Source organism: Lysobacter sp. K5869 (genome assembly GCF_018847975.1).
Taxonomy (GTDB): domain Bacteria; phylum Pseudomonadota; class Gammaproteobacteria; order Xanthomonadales; family Xanthomonadaceae; genus Lysobacter.
The window spans coordinates 3,496,043-3,519,622 of the sequence record NZ_CP072597.1; the positions used below are offsets into that span (position 1 = coordinate 3,496,043).

Below are 23,580 nucleotides of genomic sequence, written 5' to 3' on the forward strand. Positions count from 1 at the left end.
AACGGCCCGCGAGCGCGGGCCGTTCGTACAAGCGAGCCAGCGCCGCGCGGCGGCGCGAGCGCTCAGTGGACGCCGTGCAGATCGTGCAGCGTGCCCTTGTCGCGCGAGCCGAAGTAGGCGGCCAGATCGGCGATCTGCTGGTCGGTCAGATCCTTGGCCTGGGCCGACATCAGCGCGTGTTCGCGGTCGCCGTCGCGGTACATCTGCAGCGAGTGGGCGATGTAGTCGTGGTACTGGCCGGCCAGCTTGGGGTAGGTCGGGTCGATCGGGGCGTTGCCTTCGGCGCCGTGGCAGTCCACGCAGGACTGGCCGGTGGCCTTGCCCTTGGTGCTGGCGAGCTTTTCGCCGGCGACGTGGTTGCCGGACGGCAGGCCCGAGGACGAAGACGTGTGGCCTTCGTTGCGGTCGGCCGAGGAATGGCCGGCCGGGGCGTCGCCGGAGTTGGAGCAGGCGGCCAGGGCGAGGGCGAGCGAGGCGATGGCGAGACCGCGCAGGATGCTGGGATTCGTCATGGGTCGGCGGCTCACTTGGCGCTGGAGAGGAAGGCGGCGATGTCGGCGATGTCCTGGTCCGAGAAGCTCTGGGCCTGGGCCTGCATCGTCGGGTGCTTGCGCGCGCCCTTCTTGTATTCGGTCAGCGCGTTGACCAGGTATTCCTGCGACTGGCCGACGATCTTGGGAACGTGATAGTTCGGATACGCGTTCTTGTAGCCGATGACGCCGTGGCAGCCCTGGCAGGTGTAAGTGAGCTGGCGCCCGGTTTGGGCGTTGCCAGAGACGCTGGCCGGCGCGGCGGCCGCCGGCGCCGCAGCGGCGGCGGGAGCCGCGGGCGCGGCCTTGGCGGGTTCCTGGGCGGCGGCGTTCGCGGCGGCCAGGGTGAAGGTCAGGGCGAAGCAGCAGGCGATCGTCAGCGGTCGCATCATGTCGTAGTCCGCAATCTCGAGTGGCTAGCGAAAAGTGGTGGCTGGCTCCGCGCGGCCAAGACCGCGCACAAGTCGGCGAGTATAGCCGTCGCAGCGATTGCAACGAAGCCGTCCTTGGATGCATCCATACTGACGCCGGTCGCGGATTCGCGGCGGCGTCCGTCCGGGGAGCGGTCGCAGACGGATCGAAAAGGCGGTCGGAGCGCGCGGACACTACGAAACTTGCGCGCACCTTGCCTCAGATCCGATCCGTGGCTCCAGTCATCATGACCTTCGGCGGATGTTGCCTCGCTGGGGCGGTGATATACCTATATACAACACCGGCATACGACCGGTAACCGTCGAATTTTCTAGCACTTTTTTTTGGGGTCGTCTCGAATGCGTCAACTCGACAACAACCGGCAGGGCGGTCCGGCGGCGCACCGCACGGTGGCGCTCGCGGCACTCGCGCTGGCCTGCGCGCTGGGCCTGTCGGCCTGCAAGGGCGGCGCCGGCGCCGCCGAAGCGCAGGCCAAGGAAGCCAAGGACAAGGTCTCGGACGCCGTGCCGGTGGAAGTGGCGGTGGCGGGCCGGCGCGCGATCGCCGCCAGCTACACCGGCACCGCGCCGCTGGAAGCGCGCGCCGAGTCGCAAGTGGTGGCCAAGACCTCCGGCGTGGCGCTGGAGGTGATGGTCGTGGAAGGCCAGCAGGTCAAGGCCGGGCAGGTGCTGGTGCGGCTGGATTCGGCCCGCGCCGAGCAGCAGGCCGCGCAGACCGGCGCGACCTTGCGCAAGCTCGAGGCCAACTACGCCCGCTCCCGGCAGCTCGCCGAACAGCGCCTGCTCAGCGCCAACGACAACGACCAACTGCGTTACGACATGGAGAACGCGCGCGCGGCCAACCGGCTGGCGATGCTGGAACTGTCCTACGCCAAGGTCGAGGCGCCGATCTCCGGGGTGATCGCCTCGCGTTCGATCAAGCCGGGCAACTTCGTCCAGATCAACTCGCCGATCATCCGCATCGTCGACACCTCGCACCTGGAAGCCGTGCTCAACGTGCCCGAGCGCGAACTGGCCACGCTGAAGTCCGGCCAGCCGGTGCAGATGACGGTGGACGCGATGCCCGGCAAGAGCTTCGCCGGCAAGGTCGACCGCATCGCCCCGGTGGTGGATTCGGGCAGCGGCACCTTCCGGGTGATTTGCTCGTTCGAAGGCGGCGGCGTGCTGCAGCCGGGCATGTTCGGCCGCCTGCGCATCGATTACGACAGCCGCGCCGACGCGCTGGTGGTGCCGCGTGCGGCGCTGCTCGACGACGAGGGCGATCCGGCGGTGTTCGTGGTGCGCGGCAATAAGGTCGCGCGCACGCCGGTCAAGCTGGGCTACCTGGACGGCTCCTGGGCCGAGGTGCGCAGCGGCGTGAAGCTCGGCGAGCAGGTCGTGGTGGCGGGCAAGACCGCGTTGCGCGAAGGCAGCGAAGTGCTGGCGATCAACGCCAAGCAGGTCGCCAGCGCCGCGCCGGCCGCGGCGCCGAACGCCGCGCCGGTCAAGCAATAAGCGCCGCACGGCGATAAGCCCGGGCAGCGGCGTCTCGACGGCGCCGCGCGCGGGGACTACGGCGGCGCGAGCCGCCACGTCGCGGCGTGGGCCCAAGGCCGCGCCGCGCAATCCAAACCGAAAACCGGGGATCGGCTGTGGCTCAGCTTCCGGACGCGACGTCCTTCAATCTGGTGGAGTTCTCCACCCGCCGCCGCGTGACCGTGGCGATGGTCACCATCACCTTCCTGCTGTTCGGCGTGATCGCGCTGAACAGTCTGAAGGTCAATCTGCTGCCGGATCTCAGCTATCCCACGCTGACCGTGCGCACCGAATACACCGGCGCCGCGCCGACCGAGATCGAAACCCTGATCACCGAGCCGCTGGAAGAAGCGGTCGGCGTGGTCAAGGGCTTGCGCAAGCTCAAGTCGGTCTCGCGCACCGGCCAGAGCGACGTGGTGCTGGAGTTCGCCTGGGGCACCGACATGGACCAGGCCAGCCTGGAGGTGCGCGACAAGATGGAAGTCGTGCAGCTGCCGCTGGAGGCCAAGAAGCCGGTGCTGCTGCGCTTCAATCCCTCGACCGAGCCGATCTTGCGCATCGCGCTGTCGAACAAGGGCGGCGAAAAAGCCAGCGACAGCGAGGCGATCCGCCAGCTCACCGCGCTGCGCCGCTATGCCGACGACGATCTGAAGAAGAAGCTCGAACCGGTCGACGGCGTCGCCGCGGTCAAGGTCGGCGGCGGTCTGGAGGACGAGATCCAGGTCGATATCGACCAGCAGAAGATCTCCCAGCTCAACCTGCCGATCGACACCGTCATCCAGCGGCTCAAGGCCGAGAACGTCAACGTTTCCGGCGGCCGTCTGGAAGAAGGGCAGCAGCGTTATCTGGTGCGCACGGTCAACGAGTTCGCGACCGTGCCGGAAATCCGCGAGATGCTGGTGACCACGCAGAAGGCCGGCGGCAACGCCGCGGCCGAGGCCGCCGCGCAGATGGCGCGCGTGGCCGCGGCCTCGGGCTCGGCCGACGCGATGGCCGCGGCGGCGTCGGTGGAAAGCGCCAACTCGGGCGATCAGGCGGTCGCCGCCGGCGGCAAGCCGGTGCGGCTCAAGGACATCGCCGAGGTGCGCCAAGGCTATAAGGAACGCGAGTCGATCATCCGCCTGGGCGGCAAGGAAGCGGTGGAGCTGGCGATCTACAAGGAAGGCGACGCGAATACCGTAGCCACCGCCGACGCGGTGCAGGCGCGGCTGGCGCAGATCAAGTCGCAGATTCCGCCGGACGTCGAACTCACCACCATCGACGACCAGTCGCAGTTCATCCGCCACGCCATCGCCGACGTCAAGAAGGACGCGGTGATCGGCGGCTTCCTGGCGATCCTGATCATCTTCCTGTTCCTGCGCGACGGCTGGAGCACGTTCGTGATCGGCCTGTCGCTGCCGGTCTCGATCGTCGCCACCTTCTTCTTCATGGACCGGCTCGGCTTGAGCCTCAACGTGATGTCGCTGGGCGGCCTGGCGTTGGCGACCGGTCTGGTCGTGGACGACTCCATCGTCGTGCTCGAATCCATCGCCAAGGCGCGCGAACGCGGCCTGGGCATCCTGGAAGCGGCCGTCGCCGGCACCCGCGAGGTGAGCATGGCCGTGGTCGCCTCGACCCTGACCACCATCGCGGTGTTCCTGCCGCTGGTGTTCGTCGAAGGCATCGCCGGCCAGCTGTTCCGCGATCAGGCGCTGACCGTGGCGCTGGCGATCGGCATCTCGCTGATCGTGTCGATGACTCTGATCCCGATGCTCAGCGCGTTGCGCGGGCGGCCGGCGCTGGGTTTCCAGGAAGAACCGCCGCATCCGCGCTGGGAGCCGAAGAATCCGCTGCTGCGGGTGCTGGCGTGGATTCCGCGCGGCATCGGCATCGCGGTCAGCTCGGTGTTCTTCGGCATCGCCTGGGCGGTGACGCGGGTCTGGCGCCTGCTCGGCGCCGTGGTCGGCCCGGTCATGGGCAAGGCCAGCGACATCGCGATGGCGCCGTACGGCCGCGCCGAACGCGGCTACCTCACGCTGCTGCCGGCGGCGCTGGCGCATCGCGGGCTGGTGCTGACCCTGGCCGGCGCGGCCTTCGTCGCGACCTTGGCGGCGGTGCCGCTGCTCGGCGCCGACCTGATCCCGCAGCTCGCCCAGGACCGCTTCGACATGACCGTCAAGCTGCCGCCGGGCACGCCGCTGCGCGAAACCGATTCGCTGGTGCGCGAGATCCAGTCCAAGCACGAGAAGGACCCCGGCATCCGCGCCTGGTTCGGCGTCAGCGGCAGCGGCACGCGGCTGGACGCGAACCCGACCGAGAGCGGCGAGAACATCGGCAAGATCACCGTGGTGATGGCCGACGGCGGCAGCAAGCAGGTCGAGGCGCAGGAAACCGAACGCCTGCGCCAGACCATGCGCACCCATCCGGGCGCGCAGGTCGACTTCGCCCGCCCGCAGCTCTTCAGCTTCTCCACGCCGCTGGAAATCGAGCTGCGCGGGCAGGATCTGGAAACCATCCAGCGCGCCGGCCAGCACATGGCCAAGCTGTTGCGCGGCAACGCCCACTTCGCCGACGTCAAATCCACGGTCGAGCAGGGCTTCCCGGAGATCCAGATCCGCTTCGACCAGGACCGCGCCGGCGCGCTCGGCCTGGCCACGCGCGACATCGCCGACGTGGTGGTGAAGAAGGTGCGCGGCGACGTCGCCACTCGTTACAGCTTCCGCGACCGCAAGATCGATGTGCTGGTGCGCGCGCGTCAGGCCGACCGCGCGTCCATCGAGAGCATCCGCCGCTTGATCGTCAATCCGGGCAGCAACCGCCCGGTGACGCTGGAGTCGGTGGCCGAAGTGGTCGCCACCACCGGCCCGAGCGAGATCCACCGCGCCGATCAGGTGCGCGTGGCCATCGTGTCCTCGAACCTGCGCGACATCGACCTGGGCGGCGCCATCGCCGAGGTCGAGAAGATGGTGCGCGAGAAGCCGCTGAGCCCCGAGGTGCGCATGCACATCGGCGGCCAGGGCGAGGAGTTGCAGCAGTCGATCAACTCGCTGCTGTTCGCGTTCGGTCTGGCGATCTTCCTCGTCTACCTGGTGATGGCCTCGCAGTTCGAATCGCTGCTGCACCCGTTCGTGATTCTGTTCACCATCCCGCTGGCCCTGGTCGGCGCGGTGCTGGCGCTGTTGCTGACCAATTCGACCGTGTCGGTGGTGGTGTTCATCGGCCTGATCCTGCTGGTCGGGTTGGTGGTGAAGAACGCGATCATCCTGATCGACAAGGTCAACCAGCTGCGCGAACACGGCATGGCCAAGCGCGAAGCGCTGATCGAGGGCGCGCGCTCGCGCCTGCGCCCGATCATCATGACCACGCTGTGCACCTTGTTCGGCTTCCTGCCGCTGGCCATCGCCACCGGCGAAGGCGCCGAGGTGCGTTCGCCGATGGCGATCACGGTGATCGGCGGCCTGCTGGTGTCGACCCTGCTGACCTTGGTGGTGATCCCGGTGGTGTACGACTTGCTCGACCGCCGCGGCGACGCCTACTACCGCGAACGCGTGCGCAAGGCCAAGCGCCGCGACGAAGCGGTGGCGGACAAGCTCGGCCACGACAACGACCCGCTGAGCGAGGCGCACTGACATGAGCGGCGTCGCCGAGATCAGCATCAAGCGGCCGATCACGACCATCATGTTGTTCGTGTCGATGTTCGTGATCGGCCTGATCGCGGCCGTGCGGCTGCCGTTGGAGTCGCTGCCGGACATCACCGCGCCGTTCCTGCTGGTGCAGCTGCCCTACGACGGCTCCACGCCGGAAGAGGTCGAACGCACCATCCTGCGCCCCGCCGAAGAGGCGCTGGCGACGATGACCGGGATCAAGCGCCTGCACGGCACCGCCAGCTCGGACGCGGCCACGATCCAGATGGAGTTCAAGGACTGGGACCGCGACGTCGCCATCGCCGCCTCGGACGCGCGCGAGCGCATCGACGCGATCGTCGACGACCTGCCCGACGGCTTCCAGCGCTACTTCGTGTTCAAGTGGTCCAGCGCCGATCAGGCGATCCTGCAGGTGCGTCTGGCCGGCGACATGGACCTGAGCCATTCCTACGATCTGATCGACCGCGAGTTCAAGCGCCGGCTCGAACGCATCCCGGGCGTGGCCAAGGTCGAGATCGGCGGCGCGGCGCCCAACGAGGTGGAGATCGCGATCCTGCCCGACCGCATGGTCGCCCACGACGTCGATCTCAACACCCTGACCAAGCGCTTGCAGGCGCTGAACTTCTCCATTTCCGCCGGCGAGATCGAGGACGGCGGCCGCCGCCTGCGCGTGCAGCCGATCGGGCAGGTCGCCGACCTGGAGCAGTTCCGCAACCTCAGCATCAACACCAGCGGCCTGAAGCTGCGCGACATCGCCGACGTGCGGCTGAAGCCGGCGCGGCTGGAAACCGGGCGCCGCCTGGACGGCCGCCCGGCCATCGGCCTGGACATCTTCAAGGAGCGCAGCGCCAATCTGGTCGAGGTCTCGCGTCTGGCGCTGGCCGAGGTCGAGGCGATCCGCGCGCAACCCGAGCTGCGCAACATCGAGATCAAGGTGGTGCGCAATCAGGGCGAGGACGTGACCAGCTCGCTGCTGGAGCTCGCCGAAGCCGGCGGCATCGGCCTGCTGCTGTCGGTCGCGGTGCTGTTCTTCTTCCTGCGCCATTGGCCCTCGACGCTGATGGTGACCCTGGCGATTCCGATCTGCTTCGTGATGACCCTGGGCTTCATGCACTTCGTCGGCGTGACCCTCAACGTGCTGTCGCTGATGGGCCTGCTGCTGGCGGTGGGCATGCTGGTGGACAACGCGGTGGTGGTGGTGGAGAGCATCTACCAGGAACGCGAGAAGATGCCCGAGCAGCCGGAGCTGGCTTCGATCCTGGGCACCCGCCACGTCGCCATCGCGCTGTCGGCCGGCACCTTGTGCCACTGCATCGTGTTCCTGCCCAACCTGCTCGGCGAAACCAACGACATCAGCATCTTCATGTCGCAGATCGCCATCACCATCTCGGTGTCGCTGCTGGCCTCGTGGCTGGTCGCGGTGAGCCTGATCCCGATGATCTCGGCGCGGCTCAAGACCCCGCCGGCGGTGGCCAGCGACCGCGGCCTGATCCCGCGCCTGCAGCGCTCCTACGCGCGCTTCCTGCGCTGGACCTTGGAGCATCGCGGCCTGAGCGTGATGGGCATCGTCCTGGTCGTGCTGATCAGCTTGGTCCCGGCGATGAAGACCAAGTTCGACATGTTCGGCAACGAAGGCGGCAAGGAAGCCTTCATCCAGTACCACTGGAAGGGCAGCTACACCCGCGAGCAGATGTCGCAGGAAATCCTCAAGATCGAGAAGCACCTGGAAGCGCACCGCAAGGACTACCACCTCAAGCAGATCTACTCGTTCTTCAGCGAGCAGGGCGGCGGCGACGCCGGCACCCGCTTGCAGTTCCACGAAGAGGAAGTGGAGAACACCAAGCCGCTGGTGGAGAAGATCGCCAAGGCGCTGCCGAAGTCGGCCAAGGCCGAGATCAGCATGGGCCAGGACGAGGGCGGCGGGCAGAACGGCAACAAGAACGTGCAGGTGCAGTTGGTCGGCGATTCGACCGAAACCCTGAGCGAACTGGCCAACGATATCGTGCCGATCCTCGGCCGCCGGCCGGAGCTGCGCGACGTGCGCGTGGACATCGGCGACCGCAACACCGAGCTCAACGTGCGCGTGGACCGCGAGCGCGCGGCCTCGTTCGGCTTCAGCGTTGAGGAAGTCTCGCGCTTCGTCGGGCTGGCCCTGCGCGGCGCCCAGCTGCGCGATTTCCAGCGCGGCGAGACCGAGGTGCCGGTGTGGGCGCGCTTCGCCGGCGCGGAGAGCTACGGCATCGAGAACCTGTCGGAGTTCACCGTGCGCGCCGCCGACGGCCGCAGCGTGCCGCTGCTGGCGATGGTGGACGTGGCGGTGCGCCCGACCGCGAGCCAGATCAACCGCAACAACCGCCAGACCACGCTGACCATTCAGGCCAGCCTCAACGGCAAGGCCACCACGCCCGAGGCGCGCAAGGCGATGGAGGAAACGCTCAAGACCGTCGCGTTCCCGGCCGGCTACAACTACAGCTTCGACGGCAGCTCGTTCGAGCGCGACGACGACGCCGGCAAGCAGATGATGTTCAACCTCATCATCGCCCTGGTGATGATCTACGTGGTGATGGCCGCGGTGTTCGAATCGCTGCTGTTCCCGGCGGCGATCATGAGCTGCGTGGTGTTCTCGATCTTCGGTGTGTTCTGGCTGTTCTGGCTGACCGGCAGCTCGTTCACGGTGATGGCCTTCATCGGCATCCTGGTGCTGATGGGCGTGGTGGTGAACAACGGCATCGTCATGGTCGAGCACATCAACAACCTGCGCCGGCGCGGCCTGAGCCGCAACGAAGCGCTGGTGGAAGGCAGCCGCGAGCGCTTGCGCCCAATCATGATGACCATGGGCACGGCGATCCTGGCGATGATCCCGATCTCGCTGAGCGACACCGTGGTGCTGGGCGGTTTGGCTTACTCGCCGATGGCGCGCGCGGTGGCCGGCGGGCTGGCGTTCTCGACCGTGGTCAGCCTGCTGTTCCTGCCGACGATCTACGCCATCCTCGACGACCTGCGCGCCGGCAGCGGCAAGCTCGTGCTTCGCGCGCGCGGCGTGGCCGCGAACGGCGCGGCGACGGCGCAGGCCTGAGCGACAAGGGGGCGACGCGCCCCCTTGAGGCGGTGACGCGCTTGCGGCGCGATCTGCCGCAACGCGGTCGCGGCTCGCGCCGCTCCTACAAGGGGCGCGCCAGCTTTCGCGCAGGTCCGGATGCCGACTGTAGGAGCGGCGCGAGCCGCGACCGCGACACCGCAAAGGCGACGCGACCGTTCCCGCGCGGCCTGCGCACGCGCTCGATCGACTGCCGCCGCACCTGTAGGAGCGGCGTAAGCCGCGACCGCGAAACCGCACCCACGACGAAACACTCCCCGTGCGAAACGCACGCGGCCGCTGTCGAATTCGTCCCATCGAACGCCGCCGAACGCGGCGCCGCACACCGAAAGGCGAGGGCGCGCGCGCCTCTCGCCCCGGCGTCTTAAAACCTCACCCCACCAACTTGCTGGCGATCCGGAACCCCGCCAGCCACACCCCGATCCCGGTGCCGATGTTGGTCAGCATGAAGTTGAGCACCACCCGCGCCACCCGGTTGCGGTACCACCCGCGCACCGTCTGCGCATCGTCGCGCAGCGCCATGAAGTCGCCGTACGCCGGCTTGCGCCGATGCACTTCCACCAGCGCGCTGACCGCGCCGGCCGGCACGCCCGGACGGAACGGCTTGAGCGGCGCCACCAGCGCCGCGGTGAGGATGCTCAGCGGATGCCCGCCGGCGAGCAGACAGCCCAGCGCGGCCAAACCGCCGGTGTACATGACCCACTGCAGCAGCAGGTCCGCGCCCATCGCCGCGCCGCCCTTCCAGAAGCCCCAGGCGATGCCGATCAGGATCAGCGAGGTGATCGCGATCATCACCCACGGCACCTTGCTCTTGGTCTTGACCTGTTCCAGCTCTTTGCGCTGCGCGACCGGGTCGCCCTGATCCTCGCGCAAGTGCTTGGCCAAGCCTTGCAGATGGCCGGCGCCGACCACCGCCAGCACCTCGCGCGACTCGCCCACGGTCTCGCGCAGGCGCGCGGCCATGTAGCGGTCGCGCTCGGCGATCACGGTCTCGTACAGCTGCGGGCTTTCCTTGGCGAACTCGCCGAAGCTCGATTCGAGCATGTCGCCTTGCTTGAGCTTCTCGATTTCGTCCTCGCCGACCTCGTCGGCGGCGAACAGGCTGGTGACCAGACCGACGCCGAGCTTGGCCCGGCCCCAGAAGCCCAGCGACTGCGAGGCGCGCTTGAAGGTCAGGCCGACCTCGCGGTCGATCAGGTGCACCGGCAGCTCGCGCTCGCGCGCCTCGGTCACCGCGCGCTTGAGCTCGGCGCCGGGCTCGATGCCGAGCTGCTCGGCGAGCCGGCGCTGGTAGGCGGCGAGGGCGAGGTTGGCGGCGAACAGCGCGGTCTTGCCCGAGCGGATCACCTGGATCAGGTCCAGCCGCGCCAGCGCGTCCGGGTCGGTCAGCGCCTGCAGGCGCTGCGGGTCCAGCTCGACCGCGACCGCTTCGAAGCGGCCGCTGCCGACCGCCTCGCGCACGGCCTCGACGCTGGCCTGGGACACGTGGGCGGTGCCCAGCAGGGTGAAGCGGACCCCGTCGCGTTCGACGATGGCGTGCGGTTGGCCGTGCAGGCCGTCGGGGACGAGGTGGGGTTCGTTCATGCGGGTTCGGGCGGCTCGCGGCGGCTGTGCCGGAGCACAGAAAGGCCCGCAGCATAGAGGCTGCGGCAGGTGCCGGCAAACCGCCGCCGGGCGCTCAGGCGCGGCGCCGGCGCGCGCCGGCGGCGGCCGCGGGCGGGGCGCTTCGGACCAGGGCCAGCACCTGGGTCAGGGCGACGCCGCGGATCTCCTTGCCCAGTTCGGGATCGTCGACCGCGCGCGCCAGCAAGGCGCCGCCGACGCACAGCGTGGCCATCGCCACCGCCCGTTCGCGCGCCTCGTCGCCGGGGCCGAGCGAGTGCTGCAGCATCCCGATCAGGCTGTCGAGCACCTGTGCGTAGGCGCGCTTGACGCAGTCGTCGCCGCGGCCGACGTCGGAGGAAAACGCCACCAGCGGGCAGGGAGTGTCGAAATCGGCGACGTGGCGGTCGGACAGGTACTCGCGCGCCAGATGCGCCGGCCCGGGCGGGGCCGCGTCGCAGTCGGGCCCGGGCATGCAGCCCAGGATGTGTTCGACCGCTTCGGCGTACAGATCCTGCTTGCGCTTGAAGTGGTTGTAGAAGCCGCCGCGGGTCAGTCCGGCCTCGGCCATGATCTGGTCGATCGAGACCTCGGCGAAGCCGCGGCGGGTGAACAGGCGCCGCGCGGTGGCGACGATGCGCGCGCGGGTCTGGGCTTTGTGTTCGCTGGTATAGGGCATGGCGGGGCCCTTGGGCGGGGTGGGGACCGGTTTAGCACGATTCTAAATATGTTCTTGAACATATTTACCCGGCTCGCAGAATCGTCCGCGCAGCACCTCCCCGCACTCCCACGCCACGAGGACACCGCGATGAAGCCCATGCAGCTGTACTACTACGAATCCCCCAACGCCCGCACCGCCTGCGCGATCGCCCGCCACCTGCGCGCGCCGGTCGAGTTCGTCCGGGTCGAGCTCAAGCAAGGCGAACACCGCCGCCCCGAATTCCTGGCGATCAATCCCAACGGCAAGGTGCCGGTGCTGGTCGACGGCGACACCGTGATCTGGGAGTCGCCGGCGATCGCGGCGTATCTGGCGCAGAAGACCGGCTCGGAGCTGTGGCCGGCGGCGCCGGCGCAGCAGGTCGAGGCCTTGCGCTGGATCCACTGGGGCGCCGCCCATTTCAACCGGCACGCCGGCACGCTGTTCTTCGAGCGCGTCGCCAAGGCGATTTTCGGCCTCGGCGAGCCCAACGCGGCCGCGGTCGAGGAGGCGACCAAGCACGTGCGCAACTTCGCCAAGGTGCTCGATGGGCATCTGCAGGGCCGGCGTTACCTGCTCGGCGACGCCTTGAGCGTGGCCGATTTCTCGGTGGCGTCGATGCTGCCGTGGAAGCGGGCCGCGCAACTGCCGCTACACGACTACCCGCACTTGGACGAGTGGTCCGCGCGGATCGAGGCGCTGCCGGCGTGGCGCGAACCGTATCCGAACGCGGACGCGGTCGATATGGCCGCGTGATTGCGCGGCGGATTCGATGGACGAGCCCGCGCGCGGCGGATCGCGCCGCGCGTGGGGCGAACGGTCCGGCCGAAGCGGGAGGGGTGAGCTTCGGCCGGACCGGTTCGCGCTTGCTCTGGACGTGCGGCGGCGCCTCGCGGGTTCGAGCGCGGGATATCGGGATCGATGTTGCTCTCGCAAGCGCTGCGCGCTTTTCGGTGTTGGGGACTTCGTTCTTGCCCTGAAACTTGCGGCGATGGAGGTTCGCGCTTGAGCGAAGGATCGAGCCCTCGCGCGCGTACCGCAGATGCCGCGCTTTTCTCGCCGCGCTCGCGGGATCGATTCCGCGAGCGGCACCGCAAGCGATCCCGGCTCGCGAAACAATCCGCGCGGAACGCCTCGCACGAGATCCGTGCGAAACACCCCGCGCGGAGCTCGCCCTTACGCCAACCCGTAAGGCAAATTCCCGCTCGACACCACCTTGTCGCCGACCGCCTCCCCGCGCAGGAACCGCAGCACCTCGGCGATCACCGCGGTGTCGTCGGCGATGCGGTTGTGCCCCAGTCCTTGCGTGGTCAGCAGCCGCGAATCCGGCCAATAGCGCGCGTAACGCTCGCCCTCGGCCCAGGGCACTTCGCGGTCGCCCAGGTCGTGCACGATCAGCGCCGGCTTGGCGATGTTCGGCGCGTTGCGGTGCGCCTGCTGCGAATCGAAGCTGATGCCGATGCGCGCCTCGAAGTAGGCGAACATGCGCCGGCACAGATCCTCGCCGACCCACAGGAAACGGGCGAAGCGCTTGACCGCGGCGACCGGGTCGGCCGCCGGCGCGATCAGTACCGCGCGTTCGGCGCGCAGCCCGCGCGCCATCGCCAGCAAGGTCGCCGCGCCGCCGAGCGAATGCCCGATCGCCACCGCCGCCGGCCCGTAATGCGCGCCGACCGCATGCAGATGGCGGGTGAAGTCGGGCAGGGTGGCCAGCCGTCCCTCGCTGCGGCCGTGGCCGAGCTGATCGAACGCCACCACCGCGTACCCGGCCGCGCGCAGCGCCGGCAGCCACTTGGCGACGCGGGTGCCGTGGCTGGACCAGCCGTGGGCGAACAGTACGTACGGCTGCCGCTGCGGATCGCCCCAGACGTAACAGGCGATGGCGTGGCCGTCGACCTGCAGGCGCTCCTCGCGCGCTTCCAGGGTCGGCGCGGCCAAGGCGCGGCGGCGGCTGGAGGCGAACGGGGTGCAGAACAGGTCGGCGGCGCGGCGCATCGTCGCGTCCGGCGCGAGCCAGCCGCCGACGGCGAAGCCGATGCGCAGGCCGTAAAGCTGAGCAAGATGACGAACGGTCGTGCTAATTTTGCCGATAGCGGTAGGCATGGCGGGCCTCGTGGGAGAGGATCAGATCAGGCGGGAAGGTTCAGGCGGGGAGAGCGGCGGCCGCGTAGGAGCGGATCAACCGCTCGTAGGCGCGCAAGCCGCGGACCAGGGCGGCGTCGTAACCGAACAGACCAGCGTCGTGATGCACGACCAGGGCCAGCCCGTAGATCTCGAACGCGAGCTGGGCGGTGTCGGTCTCGGCGTCGAGTTCGCCGGTGTCGATCGCCAACTGCACGGCGCGGCCGAGTTCCTGGTGCCAGCGCTTTTGTTGCTCGACCACGCACTCGCGCAGGGCGCCGGGGCGGTCGTCGTACTCGTTGACCGCGGCCAGCAGCACGCAGCCGCCGTCGGTGTGGCGCGACCAGTCGAACCAGGATTCGACGATGCTGCGCAAACGCGCCAGACCGCGCGGCCGCTGCAGCGCCGGCAGCAGCACATACGCGACGAAGCGCTCGCTGGCCTTGTCCAGCACCGCCAGCTGCAAGTCCTCGCGCGAACCGAAGTGGGCGAACACGCCGCTCTTGGACATGCCCACCGCGGCCGCCAACGGGCCGATCGACAAGCCTTCCAGCCCGGCCGAACAGGCGATGCTGTAGGCCTGGTCGAGGATGGCTTCGCGCGTGGCGGCGCCTTTGTGGGTAGCGGTCAGGGAGGACATAGAGCGCAAATTAGCACGTCCGTTCGTTTTATTGGAGCCGTTCGTCGGCCGGATTCGAGAGAGCCAATGGGCCGGCCGGCGCCGAAACTTCCCGCCGCCGGGCGCGGCGACCCGCGGCGCCCTTGTTCTTTTGACCGAAAAGCGCCGGCATCGGGGTTTCAAATTGTGTTTTTCGGGCCGGCGGCGCGGCGCGGGCCCCTTTACCAGCCCCAGAGCCCCGCCGGCCCCTGTAGGAGCGGCGTAAGCCGCGACCGCGCCATCGCGATAACGATGAAAGCCTCGGCGCAGCCCGCGGAGCTCGTCGCAGCTGCGTTTTCGCGGTCGCAGCTCGCGCAGCTCCTACAGTCGGAAACGAAGCTAGCCCCCCCTTGTAGGAGCGGCGTAAGCCGCGACCGCGCCAACAACGCGCCGGCGAACCCAGAAAACCCCACGACCGATCCGCAGCGCTCGGACCCAATGCCCGCGCCATCGCGAAAATCGTCGTGGATTCATTGCCGCGGTCGCGGCTCACGCCGCTCCTACACAAGGGCGGCCGCAGATGCGCTCAGCGCAAGCCCGGCACGTCCTGATCCGGCTCGCCGACATTCCCGTCGCCCAGCGGCAACACCATCTGCACCGTATCCAGCCAGCGCCCGTGCTTGCGCCCCAGTCCCGGAAACACGCCGGCCAGTGCGAACCCGAGCCGCTCGTGCAGCGCCACCGACGCGGCGTTGCTGCCGTCGCCGATCACCGCGACCATCTGCCGGAACCCGAGCGCGGCGCAGTCCTCGATCAAACGCCGCATCAGCGCGCCGCCGATGCCGCGCCCGTGGCAGGCCGGTTCGACGTAGACCGAATTCTCCACCGTCCAGCGATAGCCGATGCGGGTGCGGTACGCGCTGGCGTAGGCGTAGCCGGCGAAACGCGCAGCGCCGTCTTCGATCAGTTCGGCGACCAGATACGGATAGCCCGCGTCGGCGATCGCGCGCCAGCGCCGGCGCATCTCGGCCAAATCGGGAACCTCGTATTCGTAAGTCGCCACGCCCTCGCGCACCTCGCGCGCGTACAACGCGGCGATCGCGTCCAGATCGGACTCGACCGCCGCGCGCAGGCGCAGCGCGGACGCGGGCGCCGGCATCAGTCGCGGTAACGCTTGAGCAGGTCGGCGTAGGCGTCGATGCGGCGGTCGCGCAGGAACGGCCAGATCCGCCGCACGTGCTCGCTGCGGCCCAGATCGACCTCGGCCATGACGATTTCCGGTTCGGCGGTCTTGGCCTCGGCCAGATACTCGCCCTGCGGCCCGAGCACGTGGCTGGACCCCCAGAACTGGATGCCCGACGCGCCGAGCGGCGAGGCCTCGAAACCGACGCGATTGACGCTCAGCACCGGCAGCCCGTTGGCGACCGCGTGGCCGCGATGGCTGAGGATCCATGCATTGCGCTGTCGGTCCTTCTCGTCCTGCGCATCGTCCGGGTCCCAACCGATCGCGGTCGGATACAACAGCAATTCCGCGCCGGCCAGCGCCATCAGCCGCGCGCCTTCGGGATACCACTGGTCCCAGCACACCAGCACGCCGAGGCGGCCGACCGAGGTCTGGATCGGCTCGAAGCCGATATCGCCCGGCGTGAAGTAGAACTTCTCGTAGAACCCCGGATCGTCGGGGATGTGCATCTTGCGGTACTTGCCGGCGATGGAACCGTCGGTTTCGTAGACCACCGCGGTGTTGTGGTACAGCCCGGCCGCGCGGCGCTCGAACAGCGAGCTGACCAGGACGATGCCGTGCTGCTTGGCGAGCGCGCCGAGGCGCTGCGTGCTCGGGCCCGGAATCGTTTCGGCCAGATCGAATTCGCTGACCGACTCGTGCTGGCAGAAGTACGGGCCGTTGTGCAGTTCCTGCAACAGCACCAGTTTGGCGCCTTGCCGGGCGGCCTCGCCGACGCGCTGCTCGATGTTGGCCAGATTGGCCTCGCGCGAGCCGTGGTCGCGGTCCTGGATCAGGGCGACGGGGAGGGTGGTCTTCTTCATCGGGGGCACGGGTCCGGCTGTGGGGCGTGGGCCTATTGTAGGACCGCGCCGTGACGGGAGGCGCTGCGGGCGGCAGCGTCGTGGAGATCGGGGCGGAAGGGGCGGAACCAAACCCGCGCGGCTTCGGATGAGGTTCCCGCGCACCGCCATGGGCTTGAGCGGGCTTGCTCTCACCCGTCATTCCGGCGAAAGCCGGAATCCATTTTGCTGTTGCCTTGCTGCGGCGAGCATGGCGAGCAAAATCAAAATGGATTCCGGCTTTCGCCGGAATGACGGGGTCAGAGAGGCGATGCGGGCTGTGAGGTCGCGCGGATCGCGCGGGTCGAGCGCCGGCGAACTCGGCGAATGGCAAACAGCAAACAGCGAACAGCGAACAGCGAATGCGGCAATCGCAACGAACCGCACGTGCGAGGACGAGTCGCGCGCCGGCAAGAGCCACGTGCGAGGACGAGTCGCGCGCGGCAAGACCCGCGCGCAAGGAACGGCGCGAAGCGCAACCGCGCCTCGCGCCGAGCGGTTTACGCCACCACGCCCCGCGGCAACTGCATGGTCACGCAATGCAGGCTGCCGTTCTGCCAGATCAGCGACCGGCATGGCACCGCGACGATCTCGCGGTCCGGGAAGGCCTGCGCCAGCACCGCCTGCGCGGCCGCGTCGGCGGCGTCGCCGTAGGCCGGCATCAGCACCGCGCCGTCGACGATCAGGAAGTTGGCGTAGCTGGCCGCCAGGCGGCGGTCCTCGTCGATGATCGGCTTCGCCCACGGCAGCACGAACAGGCGGTACGGCTGGCCGTCGCGGGTGCGCAGCGCGGCCAGTTCGGCGCCCATCGCCTGCAGCTCGGCGTAGTGCGAATCGGACGGGTCGTCGCAGCCCTGGTAGACGATGGCGTCGGCCGCGGCGAAGCGCGCCAGGGTGTCGATGTGCGCGTCGGTGTCGTCGCCTTCCAGATAGCCGTGATCGAGCCACAGCACCCGGTCCTGGCGCAGCCAGCCGGCGAGCTTGGCGGTGATCTCTTCGCGGCTGAGCGTCGGGTGGCGCTCGTGCAGGCAGCGCCAGGTCGTCAGCAGGGTGCCGGCGCCGTCGGTTTCGATGCCGCCGCCTTCCAGCGCGAAATCGATGCTCTCGCGCTCGCTGCCGGGCGCGAACACGCCTTGCTCATGCAGGCGCTCGACCAGCAGATCGTCCTGGCTGGCGTCGAACTTGCCGCCCCAGCCGGTGAAGCGGAAATCCAGCAAACGGAAACCGCCGTCCTCGCGCTTGAGCGTGATCGGGCCGGAATCGCGCAGCCAGGTGTCGTCGTAGGGCGCGTCGATGAAACGCACCCGGTCCATGTCGATCCGGGCCGAGGCCAGGCGCGCGCGGGCATAGGCCTGGACGTCGTCGTCGGCCACGCAGATCAGCGCCGGCTGGAAACGGGTAATGGCCGCGACCAGGGCGATGTAGGTCTCTTCGACCTCGCCCAGGCGGTCGGCCCAGTCGGTGTCGGCGTTCGGCCACGCGATCAAAACCGCGGACTGGGGTTCCCACTCCGCGGGGAAGCGCAATGCGTTGTTGGTCATAACCTCAAAGGATAGGCGGTTTCGGCCCGATTTCGCCGGTACCGGCCTTGTTCGCCACCACGTCGATCACCCGGCTCTTCTCGAAGTACACGGTGAAGGCCGGATACACCCAGCGGTTGATCTGCGGCCAGGCTTTCTTCTGGCCGCCGCGCGAATCCAGGCGCTGGGCCGGCTCGCCGTAGCGCGCCTTGATCTGGTCCATGCTCTGGCCGCGCGTCGGCAGGGCCGCCTTGCTTTCTTGCTGCACGCGCTGGATCAGCAGGGTATCGGCCGAGGCGGCGCCGGACAGGGCCAGCAGGGCGAGCAGGGGTGCAACGGCAACGCGCAGCTTCATGGCGAATTCACCTAGGCAAAGGACGCGGGATTCTAGGCACAAGGTGACGCTCAGCGGCAGGGTGCGGCCGTCACGGTTTGGCGAAACAGGGCCGGCCACGACGCGAACGCGGCCGGTGGAGGGAGGGCTGGAACGAAGAAAGCCGCCTTTCGGCGGCTTTCGACTTGAACCTCTGGCGGCGGATGTCGCATCCGCTGCCGCGGATCAGCGCTGACGCGCCTTGAAACGCGGGTTCGACTTGCAGATCACGAAGACCTTGCCGCGGCGGCGAACGACTTTGCAGTCGCGGTGGCGGGCCTTCGCCGACTTCAGAGAGGACAGGACCTTCATGAGAGATCTCGGCTGGTTGAGTGGATGGGATGGGTTGGGAAAAGCTAGCCCGCGATTCTAGCGGACAAAATGCCGGCCGATCAAGTGGTTGCGCACTCGGACGCAAAAATCGGCCGCGATCGGGGCGTTCGGCGCCGGCCGGGCGGCGGGCGAGGGCGCTCGCCGGGACCGCTGCGGGCGCCGCGGCCGCATAATGCGGCGCATGAATAGCGCATCTTCTCAGAACTCCTCCGTCCCCGTCCTCACCATCGACGGCCCCTCCGGTTCCGGCAAGGGCACCATCAGCCGGCTGGTCGCCCAGCGCCTGGGCTGGCATTACCTGGACTCGGGCGCCCTGTACCGGGCGGTCGGCGTCGCCGCCGGCTGGGCCGACCTGGACCTGGCCGACCCGGCCGCCCTGGTCCGCTGCGCCTTCGACACCCACATCGGCTTCCGCGACGACGCCTCCGGCGAGCTGCGGGTGCTGGTCAACCAGGTCGACGCCACCGACGAGCTGCGCACCGAGACCGCCGGCGCCGCCGCCTCGGCCATCGCCGCCATTCCCGAGGTCCGGGCCGCGCTTAAGGACCGCCAACGCGCATTCAGGCAGCCCCCGGGGCTAGTCGCCGACGGCCGCGACATGGGCACGGTCATCTTCCCGGACGCCCAATACAAGGTGTTCCTGACCGCCAGCGCCGACGAACGCGCGGAAAGGCGCTATAAGCAGTTGAAGGACAAGGGGGTTTCGGTTACTTTAGACGGTCTGCTGCGGGAGATTCTCGCCCGCGACGCCCGTGACGCCCAGCGCGCGGTGGCTCCCTTGCGCCCGGCCGATGACGCCGTCCGCATCGATACCACCGGTCTTGGAATCGACACGGTAGTCGAACAGGTGTTGGCTTTGCTGCCCGCGCGCTGAACGGCGCGGCGCGACGAAACCTCCGCAGCGGAACGTTGCAAACGTACAAGCCCCGGCGCAGTCCCGCGCCGGATCAACCACAACACATGATGCGGCTGCATCGCATCACATAACGGGTGGGTCGACCACGTTCTGCTTGCGTTGCCACGACGGCAACGATGTCAAACGGTGCGATCCGTGTGTTCAACCGAGATATTCAATCCAATGACCGAATCATTTGCCGAACTGTTCGAACAGAGCCAGCAGTACCTGGCCAAGCTGAAGCCGGGCGCCATCGTCACCGGCGTCGTCGTGGAAGTCCGCGGCGACGTGGTGGTGATCAACGCCGGCCTGAAGTCCGAAGGCATCGTGCCGATCGAACAGTTCCGTAACGACGCCGGCGAAATCGACGTCGCCGAAGGCGACGAAGTCAAGGTCGCCCTCGACTCCATCGAGAATGGCTTTGGCGAAACCGTGCTGTCGCGCGAGAAGGCCAAGCGCGCGATGGTGTGGGACGAACTCGAGCAGGCGCTCGAGAAGAACGAAACCATCACCGGCCGCATCAGCGGCAAGGTGAAGGGCGGCTTCACCGTCGACATCAAGGACGTCCGCGGCTTCCTGCCCGGTTCGCTGGTCGACGTGCGCCCGGTGCGCGACTCGGCGTACCTGGAAGGCAAGGAGCTGGAGTTCAAGCTCATCAAGCTCGACCGCAAGCGCAACAACATCGTCGTCTCCCGCCGCGCGGTGGTCGAGAGCGAGTACAGCGTCGAGCGCGAACAGCTGATGGAGAAGCTGCAGGAAGGCGCGATCCTCAAGGGCGTGGTCAAGAACCTCACCGATTACGGCGCGTTCGTGGACCTCGGCGGCATCGACGGCCTGCTGCACATCACCGACATGGCGTGGAAGCGCGTGCGTCACCCGTCGGAAGTCGTGGAAGTCGGTCAGGAACTCGACGTCCGCGTGCTCAAGTACGACCGCGAGCGCAACCGCGTCAGCCTCGGCCTCAAGCAGCTGGGCGAGGATCCGTGGGACAACATCGCCCGCCGCTACCCGGCCAACACCCGCGTGTTCGGTAAGGTCAGCAACGTCACCGATTACGGCGCGTTCGTCGAGATCGAGCCGGGCGTCGAAGGCCTGGTGCACGTGTCGGAAATGGATTGGACCAACAAGAACGTCAACCCGTCGAAGATCGTGCAGGTCGGCGACGAGGTCGAGGTCATGGTCCTGGACGTGGACGAAGAGCGTCGCCGCATCTCGCTGGGCATGAAGCAGGTCACCTCGAACCCGTGGGAGACCTTCGCGGCCATCCACAAGAAGGGCGACAAGGTCGAAGGCCAGATCAAGTCGATCACCGACTTCGGCATCTTCATCGGCCTGGACGGCGGCATCGACGGCCTGGTCCACCTGTCCGACATCAGCTGGAACACCACCGGCGAAGACGTGGTCCGCAACTACAAGAAGGGCGACACGCTGGAAGCCGTCGTTCTGGCCGTGGATCCGGAGCGCGAGCGCATCAGCCTGGGCGTCAAGCAGCTCGAGCAGGACCCGATGGGCCAGTACGTCGCCTCCAACGCCAAGGGCTCGATCGTCAAGGGCAAGGTGAAGGAAGTCGACGCCAAGGGCGCCGTGATCGAACTCGCCGACGGCATCGAAGGCTACGTCGCCGCGCGCGACATCGCCAAGGAGCGCGTCGAGGACGCGTCGCAGTACCTGAAGGTCGGCCAGGACGTCGAGGCCAAGATCATCGGTACCGACCGCAAGGGCCGCAGCATGCAGCTGTCGATCAAGGCGAAGGACGAGGCCGACCAGCAGGAAGCCATGGCGGACTACAACCGTCACGCCGGCGACGCTGCCAGCGGCACCACCAGCCTGGGCGCGCTGCTGCGCGAGCGCCTGAGCGGCAAGTCCGAGTAATCGCGTCACGTGGTACCGCCGCCGCTCCGGTTCGCCGGAGCGGCGGCCATCCTCCGCGGCGCCGCTCGCCGGCGCCGTCGGACGATGGGCGACACAGGCTTCTGCTCCAAACGAAGCATGCTCCAAGCGAACCACGCTCCAAACGAACCACGCACCACCGTTTCGCGCTTCACACGATTTTGCGATGCCGCTTCCGGCCATCCGGGGTGCGGCATCCTGGCCCGGCGGGCCGGCAAGGGCCGGCGTACGCTCGGGCAAGCGGCAGGGGATCGCGCGCGGCGCGAGGCCGCATCTTCAGCAAAGACCTTTTCATAAGGCCAGGCAACACTGCGCATGACCAAATCCGAGCTCATCGAGATCCTTTCCCAGCGTCAGGCCCACCTCAAGGGCGACGACGTGGATCTGGCGGTGAAAGCCCTGTTGGAAATGATGGGCGGCGCCCTGTCGGCCGGCGAGCGGATCGAGATCCGCGGCTTCGGCAGCTTCTCGCTGCACTACCGTCCGCCGCGCCTGGGCCGCAACCCGAAGACCGGCGAATCCGTCGCCTTGCCCGGCAAGCACGTGCCGCACTTCAAGCCCGGCAAGGAATTGCGCGAGCGCGTCAGCGGCGTGACCCCGCTGGACGAAGAAGGCTGAGCCCGTCGCCGCCGGCGGCCGCCACGGCGGTCCGCGCGCGCGGCAGCCGATCCGCTTCGTCGGCCCGATCCGCCCCGCGCGGCGACGGGCATCGCGTTGCGCCGCGACCGTCGTCCCGCCGCGCCGCCGCCCTCTACGCGGCATCGCGCCGCGTCGGCTACTCTTTAAGCCTGCCGCACGCATCGCGCGTACACGAACACCGGGAGTCCTCATGCGCCTGATCCGCGTACTCATCGCCGTGCTGTGCCTGGCCGCCGGCGCGGTCCTGGGCGCCCTCAACCGCCAGAGCGTCAGCATCGACCTGGGCTTCGGCTTCGTCCCGGCGACCTCGCTGGGCATCGTCCTGATCGTGTCGCTGTTGGCCGGCGCGCTGATCGGCGGGCTGGCGATCAGCGCCAGCGTGGTGCTGCCCTTGCGCCGCCGCCTGACCCGCGCCGAACGCGCCGCCGCCGGTTCGTCCTTGCCGGCCGTCACCGCTCCCGAGAATTGAGCGCATGGAATTCATCAGTCAGTGGTTCTGGTTCTTCCTGTTGTTGCCGATCGCCGCGCTCAGCGGCTGGGTGATCGGCCGTCGCGGCGGCGAGCGCCACAGCGACAATCAGGTCAGCCACCTGTCCACCACCTATTTCCGCGGTCTGAACTACCTGCTCAACGAGCAGCCGGACAAGGCCATCGAGTTGTTCCTGCATATCGCCGAACTCGATAAGGACACCTTCGAGACCCAGGTCGCGCTCGGCCATCTGTTCCGCCGCCGCGGCGAGGTCGACCGCGCGATCCGCCTGCATCAGGCGCTGGTGCAGCGGCCGGGCCTGAGCGATCAGCAGAAGGTCCAGGCGCTGCTGGCGCTGGGCGAGGACTACATGCGCTCGGGCCTGCTCGACCGCGCCGAGACGGTGTTCAGCGATCTGGTCGCGCTGGACATGCGCGCGCCGCTGGCGCTGCGCCATCTGATCGGCATCTACCAATCCGAGCGCGACTGGGACAAGGCGATCGAAAACGCCCAGCGCTTCGAGGCCGCCACCGGCGAGCCGATGGGCAAGCTGATCGCCCAGTTCGAATGCGAACTCGCCGACCGTCACCGCGCCGCCGGCGACGCCCAGGCCGCGCGCGACGCGGTCAAGCGAGCCTACGAGGCCGACGCCAACTCGGTCCGCGCCGGCATGCTCGAAGGCCGGATCGAAGTGGAGGCGGGCAACGACGCCGCGGCGATCCGCGCGTTCGAACGCGTCGCCCGCGCCGACCCGGACTACCTGCCCGAAGTGCTGCCGGCGCTGCTGAGCTGCTACGAGCGCAACGGCGACCCGACCGGCGCGCGCGCGTTCCTGGCTGAGATGTGCGAGCACTACCGCGGCATCTCGCCGGTGCTGGCGCTGACCCGCATGGTCGAAGCCGAGGACGGCGTGCCGGCGGCGCGCGCGTACCTGGCGCGCCAGCTCAAGGACCGGCCGTCGGTGCGCGGCGAAGCGGCGCTGATCGACCTGACCCTGGCCGAGGGCGCCGACCCGCTGGCGACCCTGCACGACCTCAAGCACATCACCGACCAACTGCTGGTGCGCAACCCGAGCTACCGCTGCAACCGCTGCGGCTTCGGCGCGCGCAGCCACCACTGGCAATGCCCGAGTTGCAAGGAGTGGGGCACGGTCAAGCCGCTGCTCAACTACGCGGTGGTCTGA

At 68.5% G+C, this 23,580-nt stretch carries 20 protein-coding genes and 1 pseudogene; 9 read left to right on the forward strand and 12 right to left on the reverse strand.

What is annotated here, in order from left to right; all coding sequences use genetic code 11:
* Positions 1 to 62 precede the first annotated feature (62 nt).
* Both J5226_RS15205 and J5226_RS15210 read right to left on the reverse strand, forming a co-directional pair.
* Complete coding sequence (locus J5226_RS15205; protein ID WP_215835302.1) at positions 63 to 512, reverse strand: cytochrome c; 450 nt, start codon at positions 510 to 512, stop codon at positions 63 to 65.
* Positions 513 to 523: 11 nt separating this feature from the next.
* On the reverse strand, positions 524 to 919 hold the full coding sequence (locus J5226_RS15210; protein WP_215840444.1) for a cytochrome c: 396 nt from the start codon (positions 917 to 919) through the stop codon (positions 524 to 526).
* Positions 920 to 1,300: 381 nt separating this feature from the next.
* Here J5226_RS15210 and J5226_RS15215 point away from each other — a divergent pair, with 381 nt between their 5' ends.
* The 3 genes and pseudogenes from J5226_RS15215 to J5226_RS15225 all read left to right on the forward strand — a co-directional run bounded on the left by J5226_RS15215 (position 1,301) and on the right by J5226_RS15225 (position 9,175).
* Positions 1,301 to 2,455 (forward strand): efflux RND transporter periplasmic adaptor subunit, encoded by a 1,155-nt coding sequence (locus tag J5226_RS15215; protein ID WP_215835303.1) that lies wholly within the window; start codon positions 1,301 to 1,303, stop codon positions 2,453 to 2,455.
* 170 nt (positions 2,456 to 2,625) lie between these two features.
* Positions 2,626 to 6,084 (forward strand): annotated as a pseudogene (locus tag J5226_RS15220) (efflux RND transporter permease subunit); the annotation flags it as partial.
* Between the two features lies 1 nt (position 6,085).
* Positions 6,086 to 9,175 carry an efflux RND transporter permease subunit gene (locus tag J5226_RS15225; protein WP_215835304.1) on the forward strand — a complete coding sequence of 1,030 codons (3,090 nt, stop codon included), beginning with the start codon at positions 6,086 to 6,088 and terminating at the stop codon, positions 9,173 to 9,175.
* Positions 9,176 to 9,568: 393 nt separating this feature from the next.
* On the opposite strand, the gene J5226_RS15230 is transcribed toward J5226_RS15225, so the two are convergent.
* Both J5226_RS15230 and J5226_RS15235 read right to left on the reverse strand, forming a co-directional pair.
* Positions 9,569 to 10,780, reverse strand: coding sequence for a TraB/GumN family protein (locus J5226_RS15230; protein WP_215835305.1), 1,212 nt, complete (start codon positions 10,778 to 10,780; stop codon positions 9,569 to 9,571).
* 94 nt (positions 10,781 to 10,874) lie between these two features.
* The gene (locus tag J5226_RS15235) at positions 10,875 to 11,477 is read right to left on the reverse strand and encodes a TetR/AcrR family transcriptional regulator (RefSeq protein ID WP_215835306.1); all 603 of its coding nucleotides are present in this window, start codon (positions 11,475 to 11,477) and stop codon (positions 10,875 to 10,877) included.
* 129 nt (positions 11,478 to 11,606) lie between these two features.
* Here J5226_RS15235 and J5226_RS15240 point away from each other — a divergent pair, with 129 nt between their 5' ends.
* On the forward strand, positions 11,607 to 12,251 hold the full coding sequence (locus J5226_RS15240; RefSeq protein ID WP_255322802.1) for a glutathione S-transferase family protein: 645 nt from the start codon (positions 11,607 to 11,609) through the stop codon (positions 12,249 to 12,251).
* A gap of 420 nt (positions 12,252 to 12,671) precedes the next feature.
* Here J5226_RS15240 and J5226_RS15245 read toward each other — a convergent pair whose 3' ends face one another.
* From J5226_RS15245 to ykgO, 8 genes are all read right to left on the reverse strand, one after another.
* Entirely contained in the window at positions 12,672 to 13,598 is a 927-nt protein-coding gene (locus J5226_RS15245) for an alpha/beta fold hydrolase (RefSeq protein WP_255322803.1), read from the reverse strand.
* 40 nt (positions 13,599 to 13,638) lie between these two features.
* The gene (locus J5226_RS15250) at positions 13,639 to 14,256 is read right to left on the reverse strand and encodes a TetR/AcrR family transcriptional regulator (protein WP_215835307.1); all 618 of its coding nucleotides are present in this window, start codon (positions 14,254 to 14,256) and stop codon (positions 13,639 to 13,641) included.
* A 544-nt stretch (positions 14,257 to 14,800) separates the two neighbouring features.
* A complete protein-coding gene (locus J5226_RS15255; protein ID WP_215835308.1) occupies positions 14,801 to 15,373 on the reverse strand; it encodes a GNAT family N-acetyltransferase in 573 nt (190 codons plus the stop codon).
* Positions 15,373 to 16,260: a carbon-nitrogen hydrolase gene (locus tag J5226_RS15260; protein WP_215835309.1), complete on the reverse strand. Its 888-nt coding sequence runs from the start codon at positions 16,258 to 16,260 to the stop codon at positions 15,373 to 15,375. The genes J5226_RS15255 and J5226_RS15260 overlap by 1 nt, the downstream gene beginning before the upstream one ends.
* A 177-nt stretch (positions 16,261 to 16,437) precedes the next feature.
* Positions 16,438 to 16,692, reverse strand: a complete 255-nt coding sequence (locus J5226_RS15265) for a hypothetical protein (protein ID WP_215835310.1) — start codon at positions 16,690 to 16,692, stop codon at positions 16,438 to 16,440.
* An 86-nt stretch (positions 16,693 to 16,778) separates the two neighbouring features.
* Positions 16,779 to 17,819 (reverse strand): agmatine deiminase family protein, encoded by a 1,041-nt coding sequence (locus J5226_RS15270; RefSeq protein ID WP_215835311.1) that lies wholly within the window; start codon positions 17,817 to 17,819, stop codon positions 16,779 to 16,781.
* A gap of 4 nt (positions 17,820 to 17,823) precedes the next feature.
* Positions 17,824 to 18,153: a hypothetical protein gene (locus tag J5226_RS15275; RefSeq protein WP_215835312.1), complete on the reverse strand. Its 330-nt coding sequence runs from the start codon at positions 18,151 to 18,153 to the stop codon at positions 17,824 to 17,826.
* 204 nt (positions 18,154 to 18,357) lie between these two features.
* Positions 18,358 to 18,483, reverse strand: coding sequence for a type B 50S ribosomal protein L36 (gene ykgO / locus J5226_RS15280; RefSeq protein ID WP_010342887.1), 126 nt, complete (start codon positions 18,481 to 18,483; stop codon positions 18,358 to 18,360).
* Positions 18,484 to 18,685: 202 nt separating this feature from the next.
* Between ykgO and cmk the strand changes: the two genes are divergently transcribed.
* The 5 genes from cmk (at position 18,686) to lapB (ending at position 23,580) form a co-directional block, all read left to right on the forward strand.
* On the forward strand, positions 18,686 to 19,378 hold the full coding sequence (gene cmk / locus J5226_RS15285) for a (d)CMP kinase (protein ID WP_215835313.1): 693 nt from the start codon (positions 18,686 to 18,688) through the stop codon (positions 19,376 to 19,378).
* 204 nt (positions 19,379 to 19,582) lie between these two features.
* Positions 19,583 to 21,271, forward strand: a complete 1,689-nt coding sequence (gene rpsA, locus J5226_RS15290; RefSeq protein ID WP_215835314.1) for a 30S ribosomal protein S1 — start codon at positions 19,583 to 19,585, stop codon at positions 21,269 to 21,271.
* Between the two features lie 333 nt (positions 21,272 to 21,604).
* A complete protein-coding gene (locus J5226_RS15295; RefSeq protein WP_057947915.1) occupies positions 21,605 to 21,907 on the forward strand; it encodes an integration host factor subunit beta in 303 nt (100 codons plus the stop codon).
* A 211-nt stretch (positions 21,908 to 22,118) separates the two neighbouring features.
* Positions 22,119 to 22,397: a LapA family protein gene (locus J5226_RS15300; protein WP_215835315.1), complete on the forward strand. Its 279-nt coding sequence runs from the start codon at positions 22,119 to 22,121 to the stop codon at positions 22,395 to 22,397.
* A 4-nt stretch (positions 22,398 to 22,401) separates the two neighbouring features.
* A complete protein-coding gene (gene lapB / locus J5226_RS15305; protein WP_215835316.1) occupies positions 22,402 to 23,580 on the forward strand; it encodes a lipopolysaccharide assembly protein LapB in 1,179 nt (392 codons plus the stop codon).

What these genes read in the sequence shown, in the direction of transcription:
- J5226_RS15205 (WP_215835302.1), bottom strand. Translation starts at nt 512, where the DNA reads ATGACGAATCCCAGCATCCTGCGCGGTCTCGCCATCGCCTCGCTCGCC.
- J5226_RS15210 (WP_215840444.1), bottom strand. Translation starts at nt 919, where the DNA reads ATGCGACCGCTGACGATCGCCTGCTGCTTCGCCCTGACCTTCACCCTG.
- J5226_RS15215 (WP_215835303.1), top strand. Translation starts at nt 1,301, where the DNA reads ATGCGTCAACTCGACAACAACCGGCAGGGCGGTCCGGCGGCGCACCGC.
- J5226_RS15225 (WP_215835304.1), top strand. Translation starts at nt 6,086, where the DNA reads ATGAGCGGCGTCGCCGAGATCAGCATCAAGCGGCCGATCACGACCATC.
- J5226_RS15230 (WP_215835305.1), bottom strand. Translation starts at nt 10,780, where the DNA reads ATGAACGAACCCCACCTCGTCCCCGACGGCCTGCACGGCCAACCGCAC.
- J5226_RS15235 (WP_215835306.1), bottom strand. Translation starts at nt 11,477, where the DNA reads ATGCCCTATACCAGCGAACACAAAGCCCAGACCCGCGCGCGCATCGTC.
- J5226_RS15240 (WP_255322802.1), top strand. Translation starts at nt 11,607, where the DNA reads ATGAAGCCCATGCAGCTGTACTACTACGAATCCCCCAACGCCCGCACC.
- J5226_RS15245 (WP_255322803.1), bottom strand. Translation starts at nt 13,598, where the DNA reads ATGCCTACCGCTATCGGCAAAATTAGCACGACCGTTCGTCATCTTGCT.
- J5226_RS15250 (WP_215835307.1), bottom strand. Translation starts at nt 14,256, where the DNA reads ATGTCCTCCCTGACCGCTACCCACAAAGGCGCCGCCACGCGCGAAGCC.
- J5226_RS15255 (WP_215835308.1), bottom strand. Translation starts at nt 15,373, where the DNA reads ATGCCGGCGCCCGCGTCCGCGCTGCGCCTGCGCGCGGCGGTCGAGTCC.
- J5226_RS15260 (WP_215835309.1), bottom strand. Translation starts at nt 16,260, where the DNA reads ATGAAGAAGACCACCCTCCCCGTCGCCCTGATCCAGGACCGCGACCAC.
- J5226_RS15270 (WP_215835311.1), bottom strand. Translation starts at nt 17,819, where the DNA reads ATGACCAACAACGCATTGCGCTTCCCCGCGGAGTGGGAACCCCAGTCC.
- J5226_RS15275 (WP_215835312.1), bottom strand. Translation starts at nt 18,153, where the DNA reads ATGAAGCTGCGCGTTGCCGTTGCACCCCTGCTCGCCCTGCTGGCCCTG.
- ykgO (WP_010342887.1), bottom strand. Translation starts at nt 18,483, where the DNA reads ATGAAGGTCCTGTCCTCTCTGAAGTCGGCGAAGGCCCGCCACCGCGAC.
- cmk (WP_215835313.1), top strand. Translation starts at nt 18,686, where the DNA reads ATGAATAGCGCATCTTCTCAGAACTCCTCCGTCCCCGTCCTCACCATC.
- rpsA (WP_215835314.1), top strand. Translation starts at nt 19,583, where the DNA reads ATGACCGAATCATTTGCCGAACTGTTCGAACAGAGCCAGCAGTACCTG.
- J5226_RS15295 (WP_057947915.1), top strand. Translation starts at nt 21,605, where the DNA reads ATGACCAAATCCGAGCTCATCGAGATCCTTTCCCAGCGTCAGGCCCAC.
- J5226_RS15300 (WP_215835315.1), top strand. Translation starts at nt 22,119, where the DNA reads ATGCGCCTGATCCGCGTACTCATCGCCGTGCTGTGCCTGGCCGCCGGC.
- lapB (WP_215835316.1), top strand. Translation starts at nt 22,402, where the DNA reads ATGGAATTCATCAGTCAGTGGTTCTGGTTCTTCCTGTTGTTGCCGATC.